General features: G+C 62.3%; 17 protein-coding genes. 9 read left to right on the forward strand and 8 right to left on the reverse strand.

The annotated features are described in order from the left end of the window. The first annotated feature begins 54 nt into the window (after window positions 1-54). From ACEVBK_RS14570 to ACEVBK_RS14590, 5 genes are all read left to right on the forward strand, one after another. Complete coding sequence (locus ACEVBK_RS14570; protein WP_375055636.1) at window positions 55-597, forward strand: DUF1439 domain-containing protein; 543 nt, start codon at window positions 55-57, stop codon at window positions 595-597. A 282-nt stretch (window positions 598-879) separates the two neighbouring features. Then, window positions 880-1,482, forward strand: a complete 603-nt coding sequence (locus tag ACEVBK_RS14575; RefSeq protein WP_375058582.1) for a LysE family translocator — start codon at window positions 880-882, stop codon at window positions 1,480-1,482. Beyond that, window positions 1,482-1,808, forward strand: a complete 327-nt coding sequence (locus ACEVBK_RS14580) for a hypothetical protein (RefSeq protein WP_375055637.1) — start codon at window positions 1,482-1,484, stop codon at window positions 1,806-1,808. Before ACEVBK_RS14575 ends, ACEVBK_RS14580 begins: the two co-directional genes overlap by 1 nt. Window positions 1,809-1,859: 51 nt before the next feature. Further along, complete coding sequence (locus ACEVBK_RS14585) at window positions 1,860-3,905, forward strand: protein-disulfide reductase DsbD family protein (RefSeq protein ID WP_375055638.1); 2,046 nt, start codon at window positions 1,860-1,862, stop codon at window positions 3,903-3,905. Further along, entirely contained in the window at window positions 3,902-4,405 is a 504-nt protein-coding gene (locus ACEVBK_RS14590; protein ID WP_375055639.1) for a protein disulfide oxidoreductase, read from the forward strand. The genes ACEVBK_RS14585 and ACEVBK_RS14590 overlap by 4 nt, the downstream gene beginning before the upstream one ends. Window positions 4,406-4,494: 89 nt before the next feature. Here the strand turns inward: ACEVBK_RS14590 and ACEVBK_RS14595 are convergent, their stop codons facing one another. From ACEVBK_RS14595 to gpt, 6 genes are all read right to left on the reverse strand, one after another. Then, complete coding sequence (locus ACEVBK_RS14595) at window positions 4,495-4,923, reverse strand: hypothetical protein (protein WP_375055640.1); 429 nt, start codon at window positions 4,921-4,923, stop codon at window positions 4,495-4,497. 44 nt (window positions 4,924-4,967) lie between these two features. After that, complete coding sequence (locus ACEVBK_RS14600) at window positions 4,968-6,224, reverse strand: glutamate-5-semialdehyde dehydrogenase (protein WP_375055641.1); 1,257 nt, start codon at window positions 6,222-6,224, stop codon at window positions 4,968-4,970. 8 nt (window positions 6,225-6,232) lie between these two features. Next, window positions 6,233-7,336: a glutamate 5-kinase gene (gene proB, locus ACEVBK_RS14605; protein ID WP_375055642.1), complete on the reverse strand. Its 1,104-nt coding sequence runs from the start codon at window positions 7,334-7,336 to the stop codon at window positions 6,233-6,235. Window positions 7,337-7,453: 117 nt separating this feature from the next. After that, window positions 7,454-7,852, reverse strand: coding sequence for a sigma factor-binding protein Crl (gene crl / locus ACEVBK_RS14610; RefSeq protein WP_375055643.1), 399 nt, complete (start codon window positions 7,850-7,852; stop codon window positions 7,454-7,456). A 104-nt stretch (window positions 7,853-7,956) separates the two neighbouring features. Next, on the reverse strand, window positions 7,957-9,210 hold the full coding sequence (frsA, locus tag ACEVBK_RS14615; RefSeq protein WP_375055644.1) for an esterase FrsA: 1,254 nt from the start codon (window positions 9,208-9,210) through the stop codon (window positions 7,957-7,959). A 62-nt stretch (window positions 9,211-9,272) separates the two neighbouring features. After that, window positions 9,273-9,743: a xanthine phosphoribosyltransferase gene (gene gpt, locus ACEVBK_RS14620; RefSeq protein ID WP_375055645.1), complete on the reverse strand. Its 471-nt coding sequence runs from the start codon at window positions 9,741-9,743 to the stop codon at window positions 9,273-9,275. Window positions 9,744-9,996: 253 nt separating this feature from the next. Here gpt and ACEVBK_RS14625 point away from each other — a divergent pair, with 253 nt between their 5' ends. The 4 genes from ACEVBK_RS14625 to ACEVBK_RS14640 all read left to right on the forward strand — a co-directional run bounded on the left by ACEVBK_RS14625 (window position 9,997) and on the right by ACEVBK_RS14640 (window position 13,995). After that, window positions 9,997-11,631 carry a methyl-accepting chemotaxis protein gene (locus ACEVBK_RS14625; protein WP_375055646.1) on the forward strand — a complete coding sequence of 545 codons (1,635 nt, stop codon included), beginning with the start codon at window positions 9,997-9,999 and terminating at the stop codon, window positions 11,629-11,631. Between the two features lie 155 nt (window positions 11,632-11,786). Beyond that, a complete protein-coding gene (locus ACEVBK_RS14630; RefSeq protein WP_375055647.1) occupies window positions 11,787-13,238 on the forward strand; it encodes an aminoacyl-histidine dipeptidase in 1,452 nt (483 codons plus the stop codon). Between the two features lie 110 nt (window positions 13,239-13,348). Next, complete coding sequence (locus ACEVBK_RS14635) at window positions 13,349-13,708, forward strand: hypothetical protein (RefSeq protein WP_375055648.1); 360 nt, start codon at window positions 13,349-13,351, stop codon at window positions 13,706-13,708. 122 nt (window positions 13,709-13,830) lie between these two features. Further along, window positions 13,831-13,995 carry a hypothetical protein gene (locus ACEVBK_RS14640; RefSeq protein ID WP_375055649.1) on the forward strand — a complete coding sequence of 55 codons (165 nt, stop codon included), beginning with the start codon at window positions 13,831-13,833 and terminating at the stop codon, window positions 13,993-13,995. Here the strand turns inward: ACEVBK_RS14640 and dinB are convergent. Next, entirely contained in the window at window positions 13,979-15,022 is a 1,044-nt protein-coding gene (gene dinB, locus ACEVBK_RS14645; protein WP_375055650.1) for a DNA polymerase IV, read from the reverse strand. The genes ACEVBK_RS14640 and dinB overlap by 17 nt on opposite strands. Window positions 15,023-15,392: 370 nt before the next feature. Then, window positions 15,393-15,617, reverse strand: coding sequence for a (Na+)-NQR maturation NqrM (gene nqrM / locus ACEVBK_RS14650; protein ID WP_375055651.1), 225 nt, complete (start codon window positions 15,615-15,617; stop codon window positions 15,393-15,395).

Below are 15,617 nucleotides of genomic sequence, written 5' to 3' on the forward strand. Positions count from 1 at the left end.
TTTAACGGCCGGTCGGGCTTACACTGCCGGCCCTGTGCTTCCAGGAGATGTACCATGTTCAAGCCCGTTATTGTTCTCTTTTCCCTGCTGCTGACCGCCTGCGCCGGCGTCAGCCAGTACAGCGTGGCGGAAAGCGAAATAGAAAGATCCCTCTATACCCTGCTGGAAGAGCAGGCGCCGCGCTTCACCCAGGGCCTGGTGCAGACCCGGATCGACAACCTGAACCTGCAGATAGGCCCCGACAACCGCCAGGTGGTGCGCCTGAACCTCAAGGGCGAAACCGCCATCAACGCCCTGGTGGCCCGCATCCCCGCCCAGCTCGACCTGGCGATAGAAGGCCGGCCGGTGTACGACCGCCAGCAGAACGCCATCTTTATCCGCGATCTCAACCTGCTGCAGAGCAAGGTGGATGCCTTCGGCTACCAGGGTGACATGGCCGCCGCCTCCGCCGGCATGATGCAGCTGGTGCGCGCCGTGCTGGAAAACCAGCCGGTCTACCGGCTCGACGACAGCCGCTACGGCTGGCTGAAGACGGTACCGGTGGCCATGGACATCGTGCCCGGCCGGCTGGTATTCAGCCCTCGCTTCAGCGACTAAATAGCTGTTCCGAATAGCAGATCACTGCCGGCAGCGACCGGGGGCTGCTAAGCAGACCCTCCGCGCCAGGGATGGCGCGGTGGAGCCCCCAGGGATGGGTTCACGGCGTGTCTGCGTGCGGTGCCCGGCCGATGTAGCACCATTTAGGAGCAGTTATTTAGATTGTTGCAGGGACTGGGGACTTTTCACCGCCTGATCTCTGTCCTTTATACCAAAATGACGTACATTATGGGCAGTCGATAAGAATATACAGGCAGGTGTCCTATTAACGCTCCAATCTTGATGGTGTTTGTTCCCACTTTTTTCTTCGTGTCGGTCACCCCCGGCATGTGCATGACCCTGGCCCTGTCGCTCGGCATGACGGTGGGGGTACGGCGGGCGCTGTGGATGATGCTGGGTGAACTGGCCGGCGTGGGCCTGGTGGCCTGCCTGGCGGTGATCGGGGTCGCGGCCCTGATGCTGCAATATCCCCAGCTGTTCCTGCTGCTCAAATACGGTGGCGGCCTCTACCTGGCCTGGCTCGGCATCCAGCTGTGGCGCTCCAAGGGCAAGCTGGCCCTGAGCCCGGTGGATGCGGGGCCCCGCCATATCCCTATCCCCACCCTGGTAAGCCAGGGCTTTATCACCGCCATCGCCAACCCCAAGGGCTGGGCCTTCTTCATCGCCCTGCTGCCGCCTTTTATCAACAACCAGGCGCCCCTGACCGGCCAGCTGATCACCCTGGTGTCCATCATCCTGCTGCTCGAATTCCTGTGCCTGCTGCTTTACGCCAGCGGCGGCCGCACCCTGAGCCGGGTGCTGCTGCAAAAGGGCAAGGTGCAGTTGATGAACCGTATCGCCGGCTCCCTGATGCTGGGCGTGGCCCTGTGGCTGGTCCTCGGCTGATGCAACGCCACTCCGCCTGGCTGGCCCTGCTGTTGGTGCTGGTAGTCACCTGCCTGTGCCTGAATCAGCGCATCGGCCAGGCCGCCCCCGCGGCCATGGCCGCGGATATTGCCTCTTCCGCTCCCGGCGAAGGCCACTGCCAGCACTCCGGACAGCTGCTGGGCAAAGCCTGGAACCAAATCGAGCCGGTACTGCTCGGTCTGTTGTTCGTGCTTTCACTCTGGTTCTGGCTTCCACCGCCGGTCGACACTTTTTCCCGCCCCTCATGCTCTCCCCCCGGCCCCCGCCGAAGAAGGCATCTCCTGCTGTGTGTATTTCGGGAATAGCGGTTAACGCCACTCTTTTGTAAGCTTGCGTTAACCGACCGGAGACTTTTAGTGACCAGAATTATTGCCTTGTTGCTGCTGCTTTTGCCGCAACCCCTGCTGCTCGCCGCCGATACCGGCTGGCTGCAGGCCCCCGAACACCCGCCGGTACAGGTACGGCTGGTACAAACCGGCCCCTTCGATGCCGCCAACAATTATTATCCAGCCCTGTTGCAGGTACGCCTGGCCGACGACTGGAAAACCTACTGGCGCTCGCCTGGTGAAGGCGGCATCGCGCCCCGGCTGGACTGGCTGGCGTCCGACAACCTGCTCGACGTCAACTGGCAATGGCCGCTGCCCAGTCGTTTCACCCTGCTCGGGGTCGAAACCCAGGGCTATCAGCAGGACGTGGATTTCCCCCTGCAACTGACCCCGGCCGACGCCGAGCGGCCGACATTCCTCGACGCCACCCTGACCCTGCCGAGCTGTACCACCATCTGCGTACTGACCGATTACCACCTCCAGTTGCCCCTGGAGCCGGATCCCCTGGCCGACGAGACCCTCTATCACCGTTATCAACAGGCGGTATCCCGGGTGCCCAGACCCGCCAGCCTGGTGCAGGCGGAGCAACTGGTATGGGACAAGGAGCAGCAGTTGCTGGCGGTCAGCCTGCACAATCCCCGCGGCTGGCAGCAACCGGCGGTGTTCGTGGATGAGCTGGACAACAGCATCTTCAGCCAGCCCCGGCTCAGTATCGAAGGCGAGCGCCTGGAAGCCCGCTTCAAGGTCGGCAGCTGGGATCCCGACCTGGATCTGCACCAGCAGGTGGTGGTGATCACCGCCACCGATCAGGGCCTGGCGGAAGAGCTCGCCGGACAGATCGAAGCCGGTTATCTCTTCCCCGTCGCCGCCCGGATCTCCCTGCCTCTGGTATTGTTCTACGCCCTGATCGGCGGCCTGGTGCTCAATATCATGCCCTGCGTGCTGCCGGTGCTGGGACTGAAGCTGAACGGCCTGCTGCTGGGCCACCGCTCCCGGGCCGAGGTGCGCCGCCCGCTGCTGCTGTCCGCCGCCGGTATCCTGCTGTCGTTCTGGTTGCTGGCCGGTTTCATGCTGGCCCTGACCTGGTCCGGCGCTCAACTTGGCTGGGGCATCCAGTTCCAGCAGCCGGCGTTTATCGGCTTTATGCTGCTGGTTACCGCGCTGTTCTCCCTCAACCTGTTCGGCCTGTTCGAACTGCGTCTGCCCTCGGGCCTGAATACCTGGCTGGCCACCCGCTCCGGCCGTGGCAACGGCGGCCATCTGCTGCAGGGCATGTTCGCCACCCTGCTCGCCACGCCCTGCAGCGCCCCCTTCCTGGGCACCGCGGTGGCGGTTGCCCTTGCCTCTTCCCCCCTGGTACTGATCGCCATCTTTACCGGTCTAGGGCTGGGCATGGCCTTGCCCTGGCTGCTGCTGGCCCTGTTTCCCGGCTTTGTACAATGGTTGCCGAAACCCGGCCCCTGGATGCTCAGGGTGAAATGGCTGTTCGGACTGATGCTGCTGGCCACCAGCCTGTGGCTGCTGTCGCTGCTGGCTCCTGTCCTCGGCACGCCTGTCACCGTGGCCCTGGTAGCCCTGCTGGTACTGCTGCCGCTGTGGTCCCTGCTACGACGCTATGGCGCCCGGGGGCTGCTGTTCGGCCTCGCCGGCATCCTGCTGCTCGGCGCCCTGGGGGGAAGCTTCGCCTTGCTGACCCAGTCCCGCTGGGTCAGCCCGCTCCAGGATGAACTGGTCTGGCAGCCACTGGATCCGCTCCGTATCGAGCAGGAGGTGGCGGCAGGCAAACGGGTATTCGTAGACATCACCGCCGACTGGTGCATCACCTGCCAGGCCAACAAGATAGGGGTACTGCTGCGGGAGCCGGTTTATGGCGCCCTGCAGCAAGAAGATATCGTTCTGATGCGGGGCGACTGGACCCGTCCCAACCCGATGATTACCGACTACCTGCGCACCTACAACAGGGCCGGCATTCCCTTCAACCAGGTGTTCGGGCCCGGCCTGCCGCGGGGGCGCGAACTCGAGGTGCTGCTGACCACCGGCCAGGTCCTGGACGCGCTTGAGGAGGCCCGCCCATGAGCCGCCCTTGGCGAAAGCGACTGCTCTCGACTTTCGGCTATCTGCTGTTGCTGATAGTGGTGGTCTCGGCGGTGGACCTGTGGCGCAGCCGCGATATGCCGACGGAACTGGCAGTACTCGGCCCCCTGGTCACCCTGGAGGGAGAGGAACTGGATCTGGCCGCCCTGAGTCAGGAGGAACCGGTGTTGATCTACCTGTGGGCCAGTTGGTGCGGGGTCTGCCGTTTCGTCTCCCCCATGGTCAACCTGGTGGGCGAACCCTTGATCAGCATCGCCATCGCCTCGGGACCGGATGCCAGGGTGGCGGGTTACATGGCCCACCACGGCTACGATTTTGCGGTAGTCAACGACGAGCACAACGTTCTGGCCCGCCGGCTCGGCATTCAGGCCACCCCTACCCTGATGGTGGCCAGCCGGGGCGAACTCAAATACGCCACCACCGGCTTTACCACCCTGCCGGGCATGTACCTGCGGTTGTGGCTGGCTAAAATCAGGGATTAAGGACTGGGGACTGGGGACTGGGGACTGGGGACTGGGGACTGGGGACTGGGGACTGGGGACTGAAAGGATAAAATCCCTAGTCCCCGCATTCAAAACAATACCCGCCGGCCCTTGATACAGTCCCGGCACACCGGCTCCCCCTGCAACGATCCCAGGCTCTCCGGAGCACAGAGTTTACCGCAGCTGCTGCACTCCCGGAACGACTTGAGCCGGAGTGCCACCGTTTCTTCCACCAGCGCCAGCAACTGCTCCAGGCTGCCGCTACGCGCCTCCACCACGCCCAGGGAGCGGGGCTTGGCGGTATGGATATCGTGGTGGCGCCACTCCATGGCTGGCAGCAGCACTTCCGCCCTGTCGTGCTGAAACGCCACTATCGCCAGGGGCGGTTCGCCGATAAACAACGTCTGTGCTCCCTGCACCGGGTAAGGCAGTTGGCATTTAAGGTGCTGTCGCCACGACTCCAGGGTCGGCGACAGCGGCATCGCCAGCAGCAGGGCATCCAACAGCTTGGATGGCATAACATCCCCCTCTCAATATCTCCCCGGCCCGGCCGGGGCCGCCGTTACTGGCGGATCAGGTAATCCGCCTGGCCAATCCACTTGTAACTGGTCAGTTCTTCCAGGCCCATGGGGCCGCGCGCATGCAGCTTCTGGGTGGACACCGCCACCTCGGCGCCGAGGCCGAACTGGGCGCCGTCGGTAAAGCGGGTGGAAGCGTTCACGTATACCGCGGCCGAGGGCGCACCGTTGATAAAACGTTCGGCATTGGCCAAGCTGTTGGTGAGGATGGCGTCGGAATGGCTGGCGTTATAATCACGCAGGTGTGCCAGCGCCTCGTCCACATCGGCCACCAGCCTCACCCCCAGGATCAGGCCCAGCCATTCGGTGTCGAAATCACCGTCGGCGGCGGGCCGCACCTTGGCGGCGCCGGACTGCAGCAGGGCCAGGGCTTCCTCATCGGCCACCAGCTCGACCCCTTTCTCCGCCATGCGCGCACTCAAACGAGGCAGCAGCTCGGCCGCCACCGCCCGGTGTACCAGCAGGGTATCCAGGGCGTTGCAGGCGCTGGGCCTGTGGGTCTTGGCGTTGTCGATAACCTCGATGGCGCGCACCAGATCGGCACTGTCGTCCACGAAGGTATGGCTGATGCCGAAGCCGCCGATGATCACCGGTATGGTGGACTGCTCCTTGCACAGCTGGTGCAGGCCGGGGCCGCCGCGAGGGATGATCATGTCCACATACTTGTCGAGCCGGAGCAGACCGCTGACCCACTCCCGCCCCGGCTCACCGATATACTGCACGCAGCCGGCGGGCAGCCGGCTCACCGCCAACGCCTGCTGGATCACCTTGACCAGTTCCTGGTTGGTGTGGAAGGTTTCCCGGCCGCCGCGCAGAATACTGGCATTGCCGGTCTTCAGGCACAGGGCGGCGATGTCGATGGTGACGTTGGGGCGGGCTTCGTAAATCACCCCCACCACGCCGAGCGGCACCCGCCGGCGCGACAGCCGCATGCCGTTTTCCAGCACCCGGGAGTCCAGCTCGGCGCCCACCGGATCCGGCAACCGCACCACGCTGCGCACGTCGTCGGCAATGGCCCTGAGCCGGGCCGGGTTCAGCATCAGCCGGTCCAGCATCGCCTCATTGATGCCGGCGGCGCGGGCGGCGTCCAGATCCTTGGCATTGGCGGCCAGAATAGTGGCTTCGGCGGCCTCGAGCGCTTCGGCCATGGCCAGCAGGGCATCATTCTTGGCCCGGGTGGGGGTTTCGGCAAGGGTGTAAGCGGCGGCGCGCGCGGCCTGCCCCATCTGTTCCAGGTTCATATGTTCTCCTACAAGAGCACCAGATCGTCCCGATGGATGGCCACGCTGCCGTAGCCATAGCCCAACAGGGATTCAATCTGCTCTGAGTGTTGTCCTTTGATTCGGTTCAGGTCGAGGGCGTCGTAACGACAGATACCCCGGGCCAGCTCCCGCCCTTCGGGATTGACGATGCGCACGGCTTCGCCCCGGCGAAAGCGCCCTTCAATATGCACTATGCCCTTGGGCAGCAGGCTGGAGCCCTTTTCCTTGACCGCCTTGACCGCACCCGCATCGATATGGATTTCGCCGTGGGGAGGAGGTCCGGCCAGGATCCAGCGTTTGCGACTTTCCAGCGGGGTGGCCAGGGCCGGGAAACGGGTACCGATGCGATCGCCTTCGGCCAGTCGACCGATCACCTCCGGCACCTGGCCGGTGGCGATCACCACGTCGATGCCGGCCCGGCGGGCTACGTCCGCCGCCTGCAGCTTGGTGGCCATGCCGCCGGTACCCAGGCCGCTGATACTGCCGCCGGCGAGCTTGCGCAGGGTGTCGTCGATGGTCTGTACTTCCTCGATCAACTGCGCCTTGGGATCGTGGCGCGGATCGGCGGTGAACAATCCTTTCTGGTCGGTCAGCAGGATCAGCAGGTCCGCCTCGGCCAGGATCGCGGCCCGCGCCGACAGGTTGTCGTTGTCGCCGACCTTGATCTCGTTGGTGGCCACGGCGTCGTTTTCATTGATCACCGGGATGATACGGTTATCCAGCAGGGCGCGCAGGGTATCGCGGGCATTAAGGTAGCGCTCCCGGTCTTCCAGATCGGCCCGGGTCAGCAGTATCTGTCCCACATGCAGGCCGTAGATGTTGAACAGCGATTGCCAGCTCTGGATCAGTTGGGTTTGCCCCACCGCCGCCAGCATCTGCTTGTTGGCCATGGTGCCGGCCAGCGCGGGAAAGCCCAGATGCTCACGACCGGCGGCAATGGCCGCCGAGGTCACCACGATGATCTGGTGGCCGGCCCGGTGCAGGCTGGCGCACTGGCGCACCAGTTCCACCATGTGTGCCCTATCCAGGTGGCGGGTACCGCCGGTCAGCACACTGGTGCCCAGTTTTACAACGATGGTTTTGCCTTTCATGGAACGCCCTGCGGCTCCTTAGTAACAGCAATGCCGGCATCGCCGGCAGATAATAAAACGAGGTGGAAATCCGGGCCATGCATCATCATGGCCACAGCAGTAACGCCGATGCCGGCCTCAGGCTGCGCTCAGCAGATGCTTTTCTCCCAGGGCGGGGGAAGGTCGGATACCGAGTGAAAGACTTTCCAAGCATACCCCCAGCTTATCGTAAAAATCCCGCAGGGTACGCACTACTTCCTCTTCGTGCTTTTTCGGTAGTGCCTGGGGCTGCCACTGCCCGGCCGCGTTATAAAAACCGAGCTGGTAATGAAACTCGAAATTTTCATTATCCTGGGTAGTGAGGGTCAACCACCAGCCCCAGAACTCGCGCTTTTCCGGCGCCGCCTTGGCGCTGGCACAGACGGCCAAGCAGTCAAAAAAATAGTGGGATTCATTCGACATACGCTCCCGCAGATAGGGGCCTATGGCGGCAAACTTTCGCACTAACTTATGATGAGTAACCTTGTCTGTGGTCATGCAGCCTCCCTGGTAACTTGCCTATATGTAACGTTTTTTCGTCCCAGGGTAAAGGCCGGCCGCGACCCTGCTCACAAAAAACGACCTCCCGGCCTTCCCGGAGACTATAAATGGGTCAGCAACCAGTCCCGCGCCTTCGCCAGGGCCTGGCCATAGACTTCGAACAGGGGCAGTTTGTCCAGCACCAGTGCCTGCCCGCCCCGGCTGGAGGCCGCCAGGGCCTGGATGTCCCGCTCCGGACAGATAAAGTCGCGCTTGTGGCCGATACTGAGCAGGGGCACCGTGGTCTTGTGCCCCATCAGGCCCTGGGTTTTAAGGGAAAATCCCTGGCAATGATAATAAACCTGCTCCCAGTCGTTGCTGCGCAGCCCCATCCGGTTGGCAATGGTATCCCTGAGCATGGCCGGGGTCTGCATAAAGCGATCACGGTCGGTAAAGAACAGATTGGTGGCACCGGCGATGCTGACCACGGTGCGCAGCTTGAAGGGCTCGAGGAAGGCCAGCCGCGCCGCCACATTTCCCCCCATGCGCACTCCCAGCACGCCAACCCGACGTTCGTCCACCCAGGGGATCTGCGGTACATAGTCCAGCACCGCCTGATGCAGCCGGCTGCTGTCCTGCACCAGCGACCAATGGGAGGAATATCCGACCCCCGGCATGTCCACCGTCAGCATGGCAATCCCCGACGGTGCCAGGTATTCCTCATAAAAGCGCCAGAAATCGAGCTGCAGGCTGTCCAGGCTGCCACTGACGATCACCAGGGGCGACGGCTTGTCCTGGGTAGGCAGATGCAGATAGCCCTGTACCTCTTTGCCGTTATAGGGAATGCGCAGTTCCTTGAGCGGCACCGGCAACAGTTGCCCGGCCAGCCGGTAGGCCTTGTTGGCGAGCAGCTGCGCCTGCAGGCTGAGCACATCACCCTTGAGGTGGGGATAGCTCGCCAGGGAAAAATAACGGGCCGCCGCCAGCAACTGCTGGCGCGCCAGCACCGGCTCGGTGGCCATCACCGCCATGCCGGCCCGATAGGCATCGGCTCCCAACTGGCTCCACTCGAATACCCAGTTCCCACTCTTGTATTCCGACACCGTATCCAGCCAGTGATCCACGGAACGAGGGCCGGCGGCCATGGCAATCCGTGCCAGAGTCGATTCTATTTCAATGCTGTCGGTGCCTTGCCAGCGCCAGAAGGCCCGTTTTTGCAGCCGGTAGAAGCCGGGCAGATGAGCGCCGTCCACATAAGGGGCAATCTGCTCCGGCTGCTGCTCCCGGCGTCCGGCAAAAGAAATGGTGGACGTCTCCTGTACCTGCTCTACCTGTGAGAACAGTCGCTCGCTCAGAGTGGGATTTTGCTCCGGCATGGTTGAATCCTCATGTACTGATAAGAAACGAAAAGGCTCCTGAGGAGCCTTTTCGTTTCTTATCATGCGTTGTCTTGTTCACACAGCGGTGGCACAAAGGTTACGCTCATGTCCCAGGGTTGTTCTATCCAGGTATCCTGACCGACCCGAACCTCGAAATCATCGACCAGCGGCTCGCCCTTCGGCTTGGCAAAAACGGTGATGAACTTGGCCTTGGGGTAGAGCTCGCGGATCACCCTGGCGGTATTGCCGGTGTCCACCAGGTCATCGACGATCAAAAAGCCTTCACCGTCCCCGGATACATGCTTGAGCACCTGCAGCTCGGCACGCTGGTGGTCGTGGTCGTAGCTGGAGATACAGAGGGTATCGACATGACGGATACCCAGCTCCCGGGCCATGATGGCTGCCGGTACCAGGCCACCGCGGCTAACCGCAATAATGCCTTTCCACTGACTGGCGGGAAGCTGACGCTGAGCCAACTTGCGCGCTTCGCGCTGAAATGAATCCCAGGTGACGACGAATTTGTTGGACATAAAAGAACCTTTAGGGTGTTAGCTTTTGAGACTGAATGACGAGCAAACAATGGTCGCATTATAGAGATCGCGCCTATTCTTGACCAGCGCTACAGCTTTTTATTGCCCCTGCGCCACGGCGACCACCATTAGACTAAAGGGGTAGCCGGGCAGATCCCACTTTTGCAGTCGGCCGGCCGTAAAGCCTTTTCCATTGATTTAGTATGGGAAATTATCTGCCCGGAGCAGAGGCTATCGACAGAGGTACAAGGACGTGAAACTACTGCGCTCGCTTTCCATCGCCAAACGGCTTTATCTCAACTTGCTGCTGCTTTCCATCGGCATCCTGGGTGTTACCCTGCTGATGCTGTGGCTGTTCTATCAGGGTCTGGTCGACGAAAAACGCACCCAGGCCATGCGCCAGGTACAGTCGGTGGTCAGCCTGACCGGTTTTTATCACCAGCAACAGCAACAGGGATTGCTGCCGGAAGCCGAAGCCCGGCGGCAGGCCCTGGCCGCCATCGCCGAACTGCGCTACGGCAACAATGACTATTTCTGGATCAACGACAGCCAACCGCGCATGATCCTGCACCCGATGCAGCCCAGGCTCAACGGCGAAGATCTCGGCGACTTCAGGGATCCCGACGGCAAGGCGCTGTTCATCGAGATGGTGGAGCAGGTACGCGAGGCCGGCGGTGGCTTCGTGCACTACCTCTGGCCCAAGCCGGGCTTGAGCGAACCGGTGGAAAAGGTGTCCTACGTGGAGCTGTTCGCCCCCTGGGGCTGGATCATCGGCACCGGCATCTACATTGACGACGTACACGGCCAACTGCAAGACACCGCCGCCAAGGTACTGATGATGGTACTGGGGCTCGGCGCCATCGCCGTGCTGGTGGCGGTGGCGCTGATCCGCAGCATACTGAATCCGATGGGAGAGACGGTGCGGGCCCTGCGCGATATCTCCCATGGTGAAGCCGACCTGCGCCGGCGGCTGGACGAGCACGGCCAGGATGAAGTGACCCAGCTCAGCCAGAGTTTCAACCAGTTCTGCTCGCGCCTGGCGGACACCATCCGCCAGTTGTCCCCCATCAGCCTGGAGGTCAATGCCGCCGCCGACCGCCTGTCCGACATTGTGCGTTATAACCGCAACGTGTCCGAACAGCAGTCGCTGGAGACCGAAAAAGTGGCGGCGGCCATGCAGGAAATGCTGGCCACCAGCCAGGAAGTGGCCAGTTCCGCCGAACAGGCGGCCCAGGCCAGCAAAGCCTCTGCCGACGCCGCCCAGGACGGCAGCCTTAAAATGGCCCATACCCGCCAGGTGTCTGCCAGCCTGGTCACCGAGTTAACCGATGCCCAGCAGCGCCTGGGTGCGCTGGCCGATCGAACCCAGGAAATCGGCAAGGTGCTGGAGGTGATCCGCTCCATCGCCGAACAGACCAACCTGCTGGCGCTGAATGCCGCTATCGAGGCGGCCCGCGCCGGTGAACAGGGCCGCGGTTTCGCAGTGGTCGCCGACGAAGTACGCAACCTCGCCACCCGGACCCAAAGCTCTACCGATGAAATTCAGGACATCATCCAGGGGCTGCAATTCGAGGCCGATGATACCGTCAAGCGCATGAGCGGGCTGATGCACCGGGCCAGGGATACCCAGGCCACCGCCGACCAGGCCGGTGACGCCCTGTCGGCCATCACCCAAGGCATGGTGCTGATCAACGACATGAACAGCCATATTGCCACCGCCGCCGAACAACAGCGGCAAACCACCGCCGAGATGAACCTGAACCTGGCCCGGCTGAGCGAGCTGGCGGAGGAAGCCCGGCTCAAGACCCAGGAAACCGACAGCGCGGGCGAAACCCTGTCCAGCCTGGGGCTCAAACTATCGAGCGAAGTTAATATGTTTAAGGCATAGATTGGCAAAAAAGCAGTTTATAACACTAATAAAATAAAATTAATTAGATTAAAAATTCGAAACAATCATCATATGCAGTTAAATGATGGAAAAAGACGGCGGCGGAGGGGTAAGCTATCGGCTTTCCCCTACCGGCGTCAGAAGCAAGGTACCTCATGAGCGAAATCCGTAGCCTTTCCCCTGCCCTGCTGTGGCAGTTTTTCGACACCCTGTGCAGTATTCCTCACCCTTCCGGCCATGAAGCGGCCGTGCGCCAGTGGATCACCGACTGGGCACAGGAGCAGGGGCTGGCGGTGCAGCAGGACAAGGTAGGGAACCTGATCATCCGCAAGGCCGCCACCGCGGGAATGGAACAGCGAAAGGGGGTCATATTACAGGCCCACATGGACATGGTTCCTCAGGCCAATGCCACCACCAACCATGATTTCACCCGGGATCCGATCCTGCCCTGGATCGACGGCGACTGGGTCCGCGCCCGCGGCACCACCCTGGGTGCCGATAACGGTATCGGCCTGGCCGCCTGCCTGGCGGTACTGGCCGATGACAAGGTGCAGCATGGCCCGCTTGAAGTCCTGCTGACCATAGACGAAGAAAGCGGCATGACCGGCGCCTTCGGCCTGGAGCCGGGACTGCTCCAGGGCGAGATACTGCTGAATACCGACTCGGAGCAGGACGGCGACGTCTACATGGGCTGTGCCGGCGGGGTCGATGCCAACATTACCCTGCCCTTCCAGGCCGACAGCGTCCCCACCGGACATCAGGCTTTCCGCCTGGCCATTACCGGCCTGCGCGGCGGTCATTCCGGCATCAACATCCACCAGGGCCGGGCCAGTGCCAACAAGCTGCTGGCAGAGCTGCTGCACGATATCGGCCAGCATATCCCGGCGCGACTGGCCGAGCTACACGGTGGCACCCTGCGTAACGCCATCGCCCGTGAAGCCTGGGCCCTGCTGACCCTGCCCGCGGCCGATGCCGACCGGCTGCAGACCCTGCTCGAACACCGCCGGCGGCAATACAGCCGTGAATTCGCCGGGATCGATGACTTTATCAAACTGGAACTGGCCCCGGCCGAACTGCCGACGCGGGTCATGACGGCCGAACTGCAGCAACGGCTGGTCGCCGCCCTGCTCGTCTGCCCTCATGGTGTCATGGAGATGAGCCGCACCATGGCCGGGGTGGTGCAAACCTCCACCAATCTCGGTGTGATCAAAACCGAAGCCGAGCAGATTTACGTGCAATGCCTGATCCGCTCCCTGCACGATGACGGCCGGGATCGGGTGGCCGGGATGACCGCGGCCGCCTTCAGCCTGGCCGGTGGCAACTGCCGCTTCGATGGCGCCTACCCGGGCTGGCAGCCCGACCCCGACTCCGCCATCATGCAGCTCTTGCTCGACACCCACGAAGCCCTGTTCGGGGTGCAGCCTGCGGTCAAGGTGATCCATGCCGGCCTGGAATGCGGCCTGTTCAAGGCGGTGTATCCCCAATGGGACATGGTCTCCTTCGGCCCCACCATCCAGGGTGCCCATTCCCCGGACGAACGGGTGCATATCGAGGCGGTGTCCCGTTTCTGGCAACTGCTGGTAAAGGTGCTGAAACAGATCCCCTGAACGCCTTGACCTGCTAACGTCAACAACAGTCAGGCCCCTCATGCCCCCTGTATTCAACGGGGGCAATTTGGCTTATGCTCATGGCTGAATACTTAGCAAAGGAACCAGCCATGAAAAGCGCGCCCTTTTATTTGTTGTTGTCGTTGCTGGCGGCACCGGCCATGGCCGACAACCTGCTGAACCGAATGGTCTCTTTTGGCCGGGAAGTGTTGGATGAAACCCGCAAGCTGGCACCCGGAGTACAGAATGATCGCCGGCATGAAACGCCGGCCGACGTAGCCAGAGCGGCACACCCGGACGACGGCAGGGACAGCCCGGCGATCGAGCTGGGGCAAGCGTCTCCCTCGAATACCTCGAATACCTCGAATACCTCGAATATAGCCCCATCGAACCTCCCGCCGGCGGCCCCCCCCTCGGCCAATCACGGTTGGCAGTTTGTGGAAGAAGACCACCTCAATTCCGCAAAATAAGGTGACGCCGGCTGTCCGGCGCCACGACAATCCCTGTCCTCCCCCCCGATAATAATGGTTTCCATTTTCATCCAAGCTGTTAGGCTGGACACTCAGTCACCCTGACCATCAAGGAGTACGGGATGAGAAGTACCTCTATTGCCCTGTTTCTGGCCCTGAGCGCAGGCTACCTGGGGGCCGCCTCGGCCAAATCGCTGCCGTCTCCCGGTAACACCGACGCGACACAATACAAGGCGGCACCGGCAAAGACCGAAGCGAACAAGAAAACCGCTACCACTCGAAACTGAGCTGCCGGTCGTCGGCCCGCGGACCCGCCAGCTCGACACTCACCCCCACCAGCCGTATCCCCCGGCCCCGGGCGCGCGCCCAGGCCTGCTCGCACAGCCGCAACGCCAACGGCAGTTCCGCCCTCGGGCAGCGCCGGGACAGGGTGGTTTGCTCGAAATCGCTGAACTTCAGCTTGATACAGAGGCCGCACACCGGCCGGTTGTCCAGCCGTCGCACCAGCTCGGGCCAGAGTTTGGTCAGCACCAGCAGCCCCTGCTCGGCCCGCTGAAGATCCTCGGCCAGGGTGGTCTCGACGCCGACCGATTTGCGTACCCATTCCGTTTGCACCGCCCGTTCGTCTATACCCCGGGCCCGTTGCCACAGCAGGCGGCCGAACTTGCCAAAACGACGTGCCAGCTCGGCCTCCCCCACCGCCGCCAGCTGGCTGCAAGTTTCCAGCCCCAGTGCCGCCAGCTTTTCCGCCGTCTTGCGCCCGACACCGGGGATCCTGGCCAGGGGCAAATGATGGATAAACGCCTCGACCCGCTCCGGCGGCAACACGAAGAGCCCATCCGGCTTGTTTTCTTCCGAGGCAATCTTGGCCAGGAACTTGTTGGGCGCCACCCCGGCGGAGGCGGTCAGCTGCAGCTCGTCCCGAATGGCCCGACGAATATCCTGGGCGATCAGGGTAGCACTGCCGCCGAACCAGGGGCTGTCGCTCACATCCAGGTACGCCTCATCCAGTGACAGCGGCTCGACCAGGTCGGTATAGCGACCGAATATCTCACGGATCTGGCGCGACACCGCCTTGTACTCGGCCATATTACCGGGGATCAGCAAGAGCCCGGGACAGCGCTTCAATGCCTGGTGGCTGGCCATGGCCGAACGCACCCCGAAGGCCCGGGCCGGGTAGTTGCAGGTGGCGATCACTCCCCGCCGGCTGGCGCTGCCGCCGATGGCCAGGGGAATATCGCGCCACTCGGGATGGGCGCGCATTTCCACCGCGGCAAAAAAGCAGTCCATATCGACGTGGATGATCTTGCGCATGGCTTGACTGGATAAATAAACAGTATCCAGATATTAACGCGGAAAGCTGGAAGCTGGAAGCCTGACTCCTGGTCACAAGTGTGGGTGTCTGACTTGACGCAGAGAAGAGGCAGCAGGCAGCTAGGGGCAATAGGGAGGAAAAGGGCACCGCTCCGCCGGCCCTCCGCGCCAGGGAGGGCGGCGGAGCCCCCATGGATGGGTTTACGGCGTACCGGAGGAGTAGTGCCCTTTGGCCGATATTTACGCCTTATCAAAAATCGACAAAAAATTGTGACCAAGAGTCCGGCTGAAAGCTGGAAGCGGGAGAATCGCCGCCGCTGCCGCTCAAGGCAAACCGGGGTGCTTCAGGCTTCCAGCCTCAGAATTAAAGCTAGATAATGCGGTTTTCTTCCAGCATCTTGCGGCGGGCTTCTTCCTTGGCCATTTTTTTCTTGCGGTTATCGCAAGGGTCGGGGCAATCGCAGGCTTTTTCCACCCCGACCGAACCCAGGCCACCACAGGAGCCGGAGATGGTTTTACGCTGAACGATGTAGCCGATGGCCATGGCGGCAATCACCAGGGCAAACACCACTAACGTAACGAAGAAATACAGCAT

The sequence above is a fragment of the Zobellella sp. DQSA1 genome, from assembly GCF_041950555.1.
Classification (GTDB): Bacteria; Pseudomonadota; Gammaproteobacteria; order Enterobacterales; family Aeromonadaceae; genus Oceanimonas.

Bases quoted from the DNA above. Each gene is read 5' to 3' on its own strand.
- ACEVBK_RS14570 (WP_375055636.1), top strand. From the start codon at position 55: ATGTTCAAGCCCGTTATTGTTCTCTTTTCCCTGCTGCTGACCGCCTGC.
- ACEVBK_RS14575 (WP_375058582.1), top strand. From the start codon at position 880: ATGGTGTTTGTTCCCACTTTTTTCTTCGTGTCGGTCACCCCCGGCATG.
- ACEVBK_RS14580 (WP_375055637.1), top strand. From the start codon at position 1,482: ATGCAACGCCACTCCGCCTGGCTGGCCCTGCTGTTGGTGCTGGTAGTC.
- ACEVBK_RS14590 (WP_375055639.1), top strand. From the start codon at position 3,902: ATGAGCCGCCCTTGGCGAAAGCGACTGCTCTCGACTTTCGGCTATCTG.
- ACEVBK_RS14595 (WP_375055640.1), bottom strand. From the start codon at position 4,923: ATGCCATCCAAGCTGTTGGATGCCCTGCTGCTGGCGATGCCGCTGTCG.
- ACEVBK_RS14600 (WP_375055641.1), bottom strand. From the start codon at position 6,224: ATGAACCTGGAACAGATGGGGCAGGCCGCGCGCGCCGCCGCTTACACC.
- proB (WP_375055642.1), bottom strand. From the start codon at position 7,336: ATGAAAGGCAAAACCATCGTTGTAAAACTGGGCACCAGTGTGCTGACC.
- crl (WP_375055643.1), bottom strand. From the start codon at position 7,852: ATGACCACAGACAAGGTTACTCATCATAAGTTAGTGCGAAAGTTTGCC.
- frsA (WP_375055644.1), bottom strand. From the start codon at position 9,210: ATGCCGGAGCAAAATCCCACTCTGAGCGAGCGACTGTTCTCACAGGTA.
- gpt (WP_375055645.1), bottom strand. From the start codon at position 9,743: ATGTCCAACAAATTCGTCGTCACCTGGGATTCATTTCAGCGCGAAGCG.
- ACEVBK_RS14630 (WP_375055647.1), top strand. From the start codon at position 11,787: ATGAGCGAAATCCGTAGCCTTTCCCCTGCCCTGCTGTGGCAGTTTTTC.
- ACEVBK_RS14635 (WP_375055648.1), top strand. From the start codon at position 13,349: ATGAAAAGCGCGCCCTTTTATTTGTTGTTGTCGTTGCTGGCGGCACCG.
- ACEVBK_RS14640 (WP_375055649.1), top strand. From the start codon at position 13,831: ATGAGAAGTACCTCTATTGCCCTGTTTCTGGCCCTGAGCGCAGGCTAC.
- dinB (WP_375055650.1), bottom strand. From the start codon at position 15,022: ATGCGCAAGATCATCCACGTCGATATGGACTGCTTTTTTGCCGCGGTG.
- nqrM (WP_375055651.1), bottom strand. From the start codon at position 15,617: ATGCTGTATTTCTTCGTTACGTTAGTGGTGTTTGCCCTGGTGATTGCC.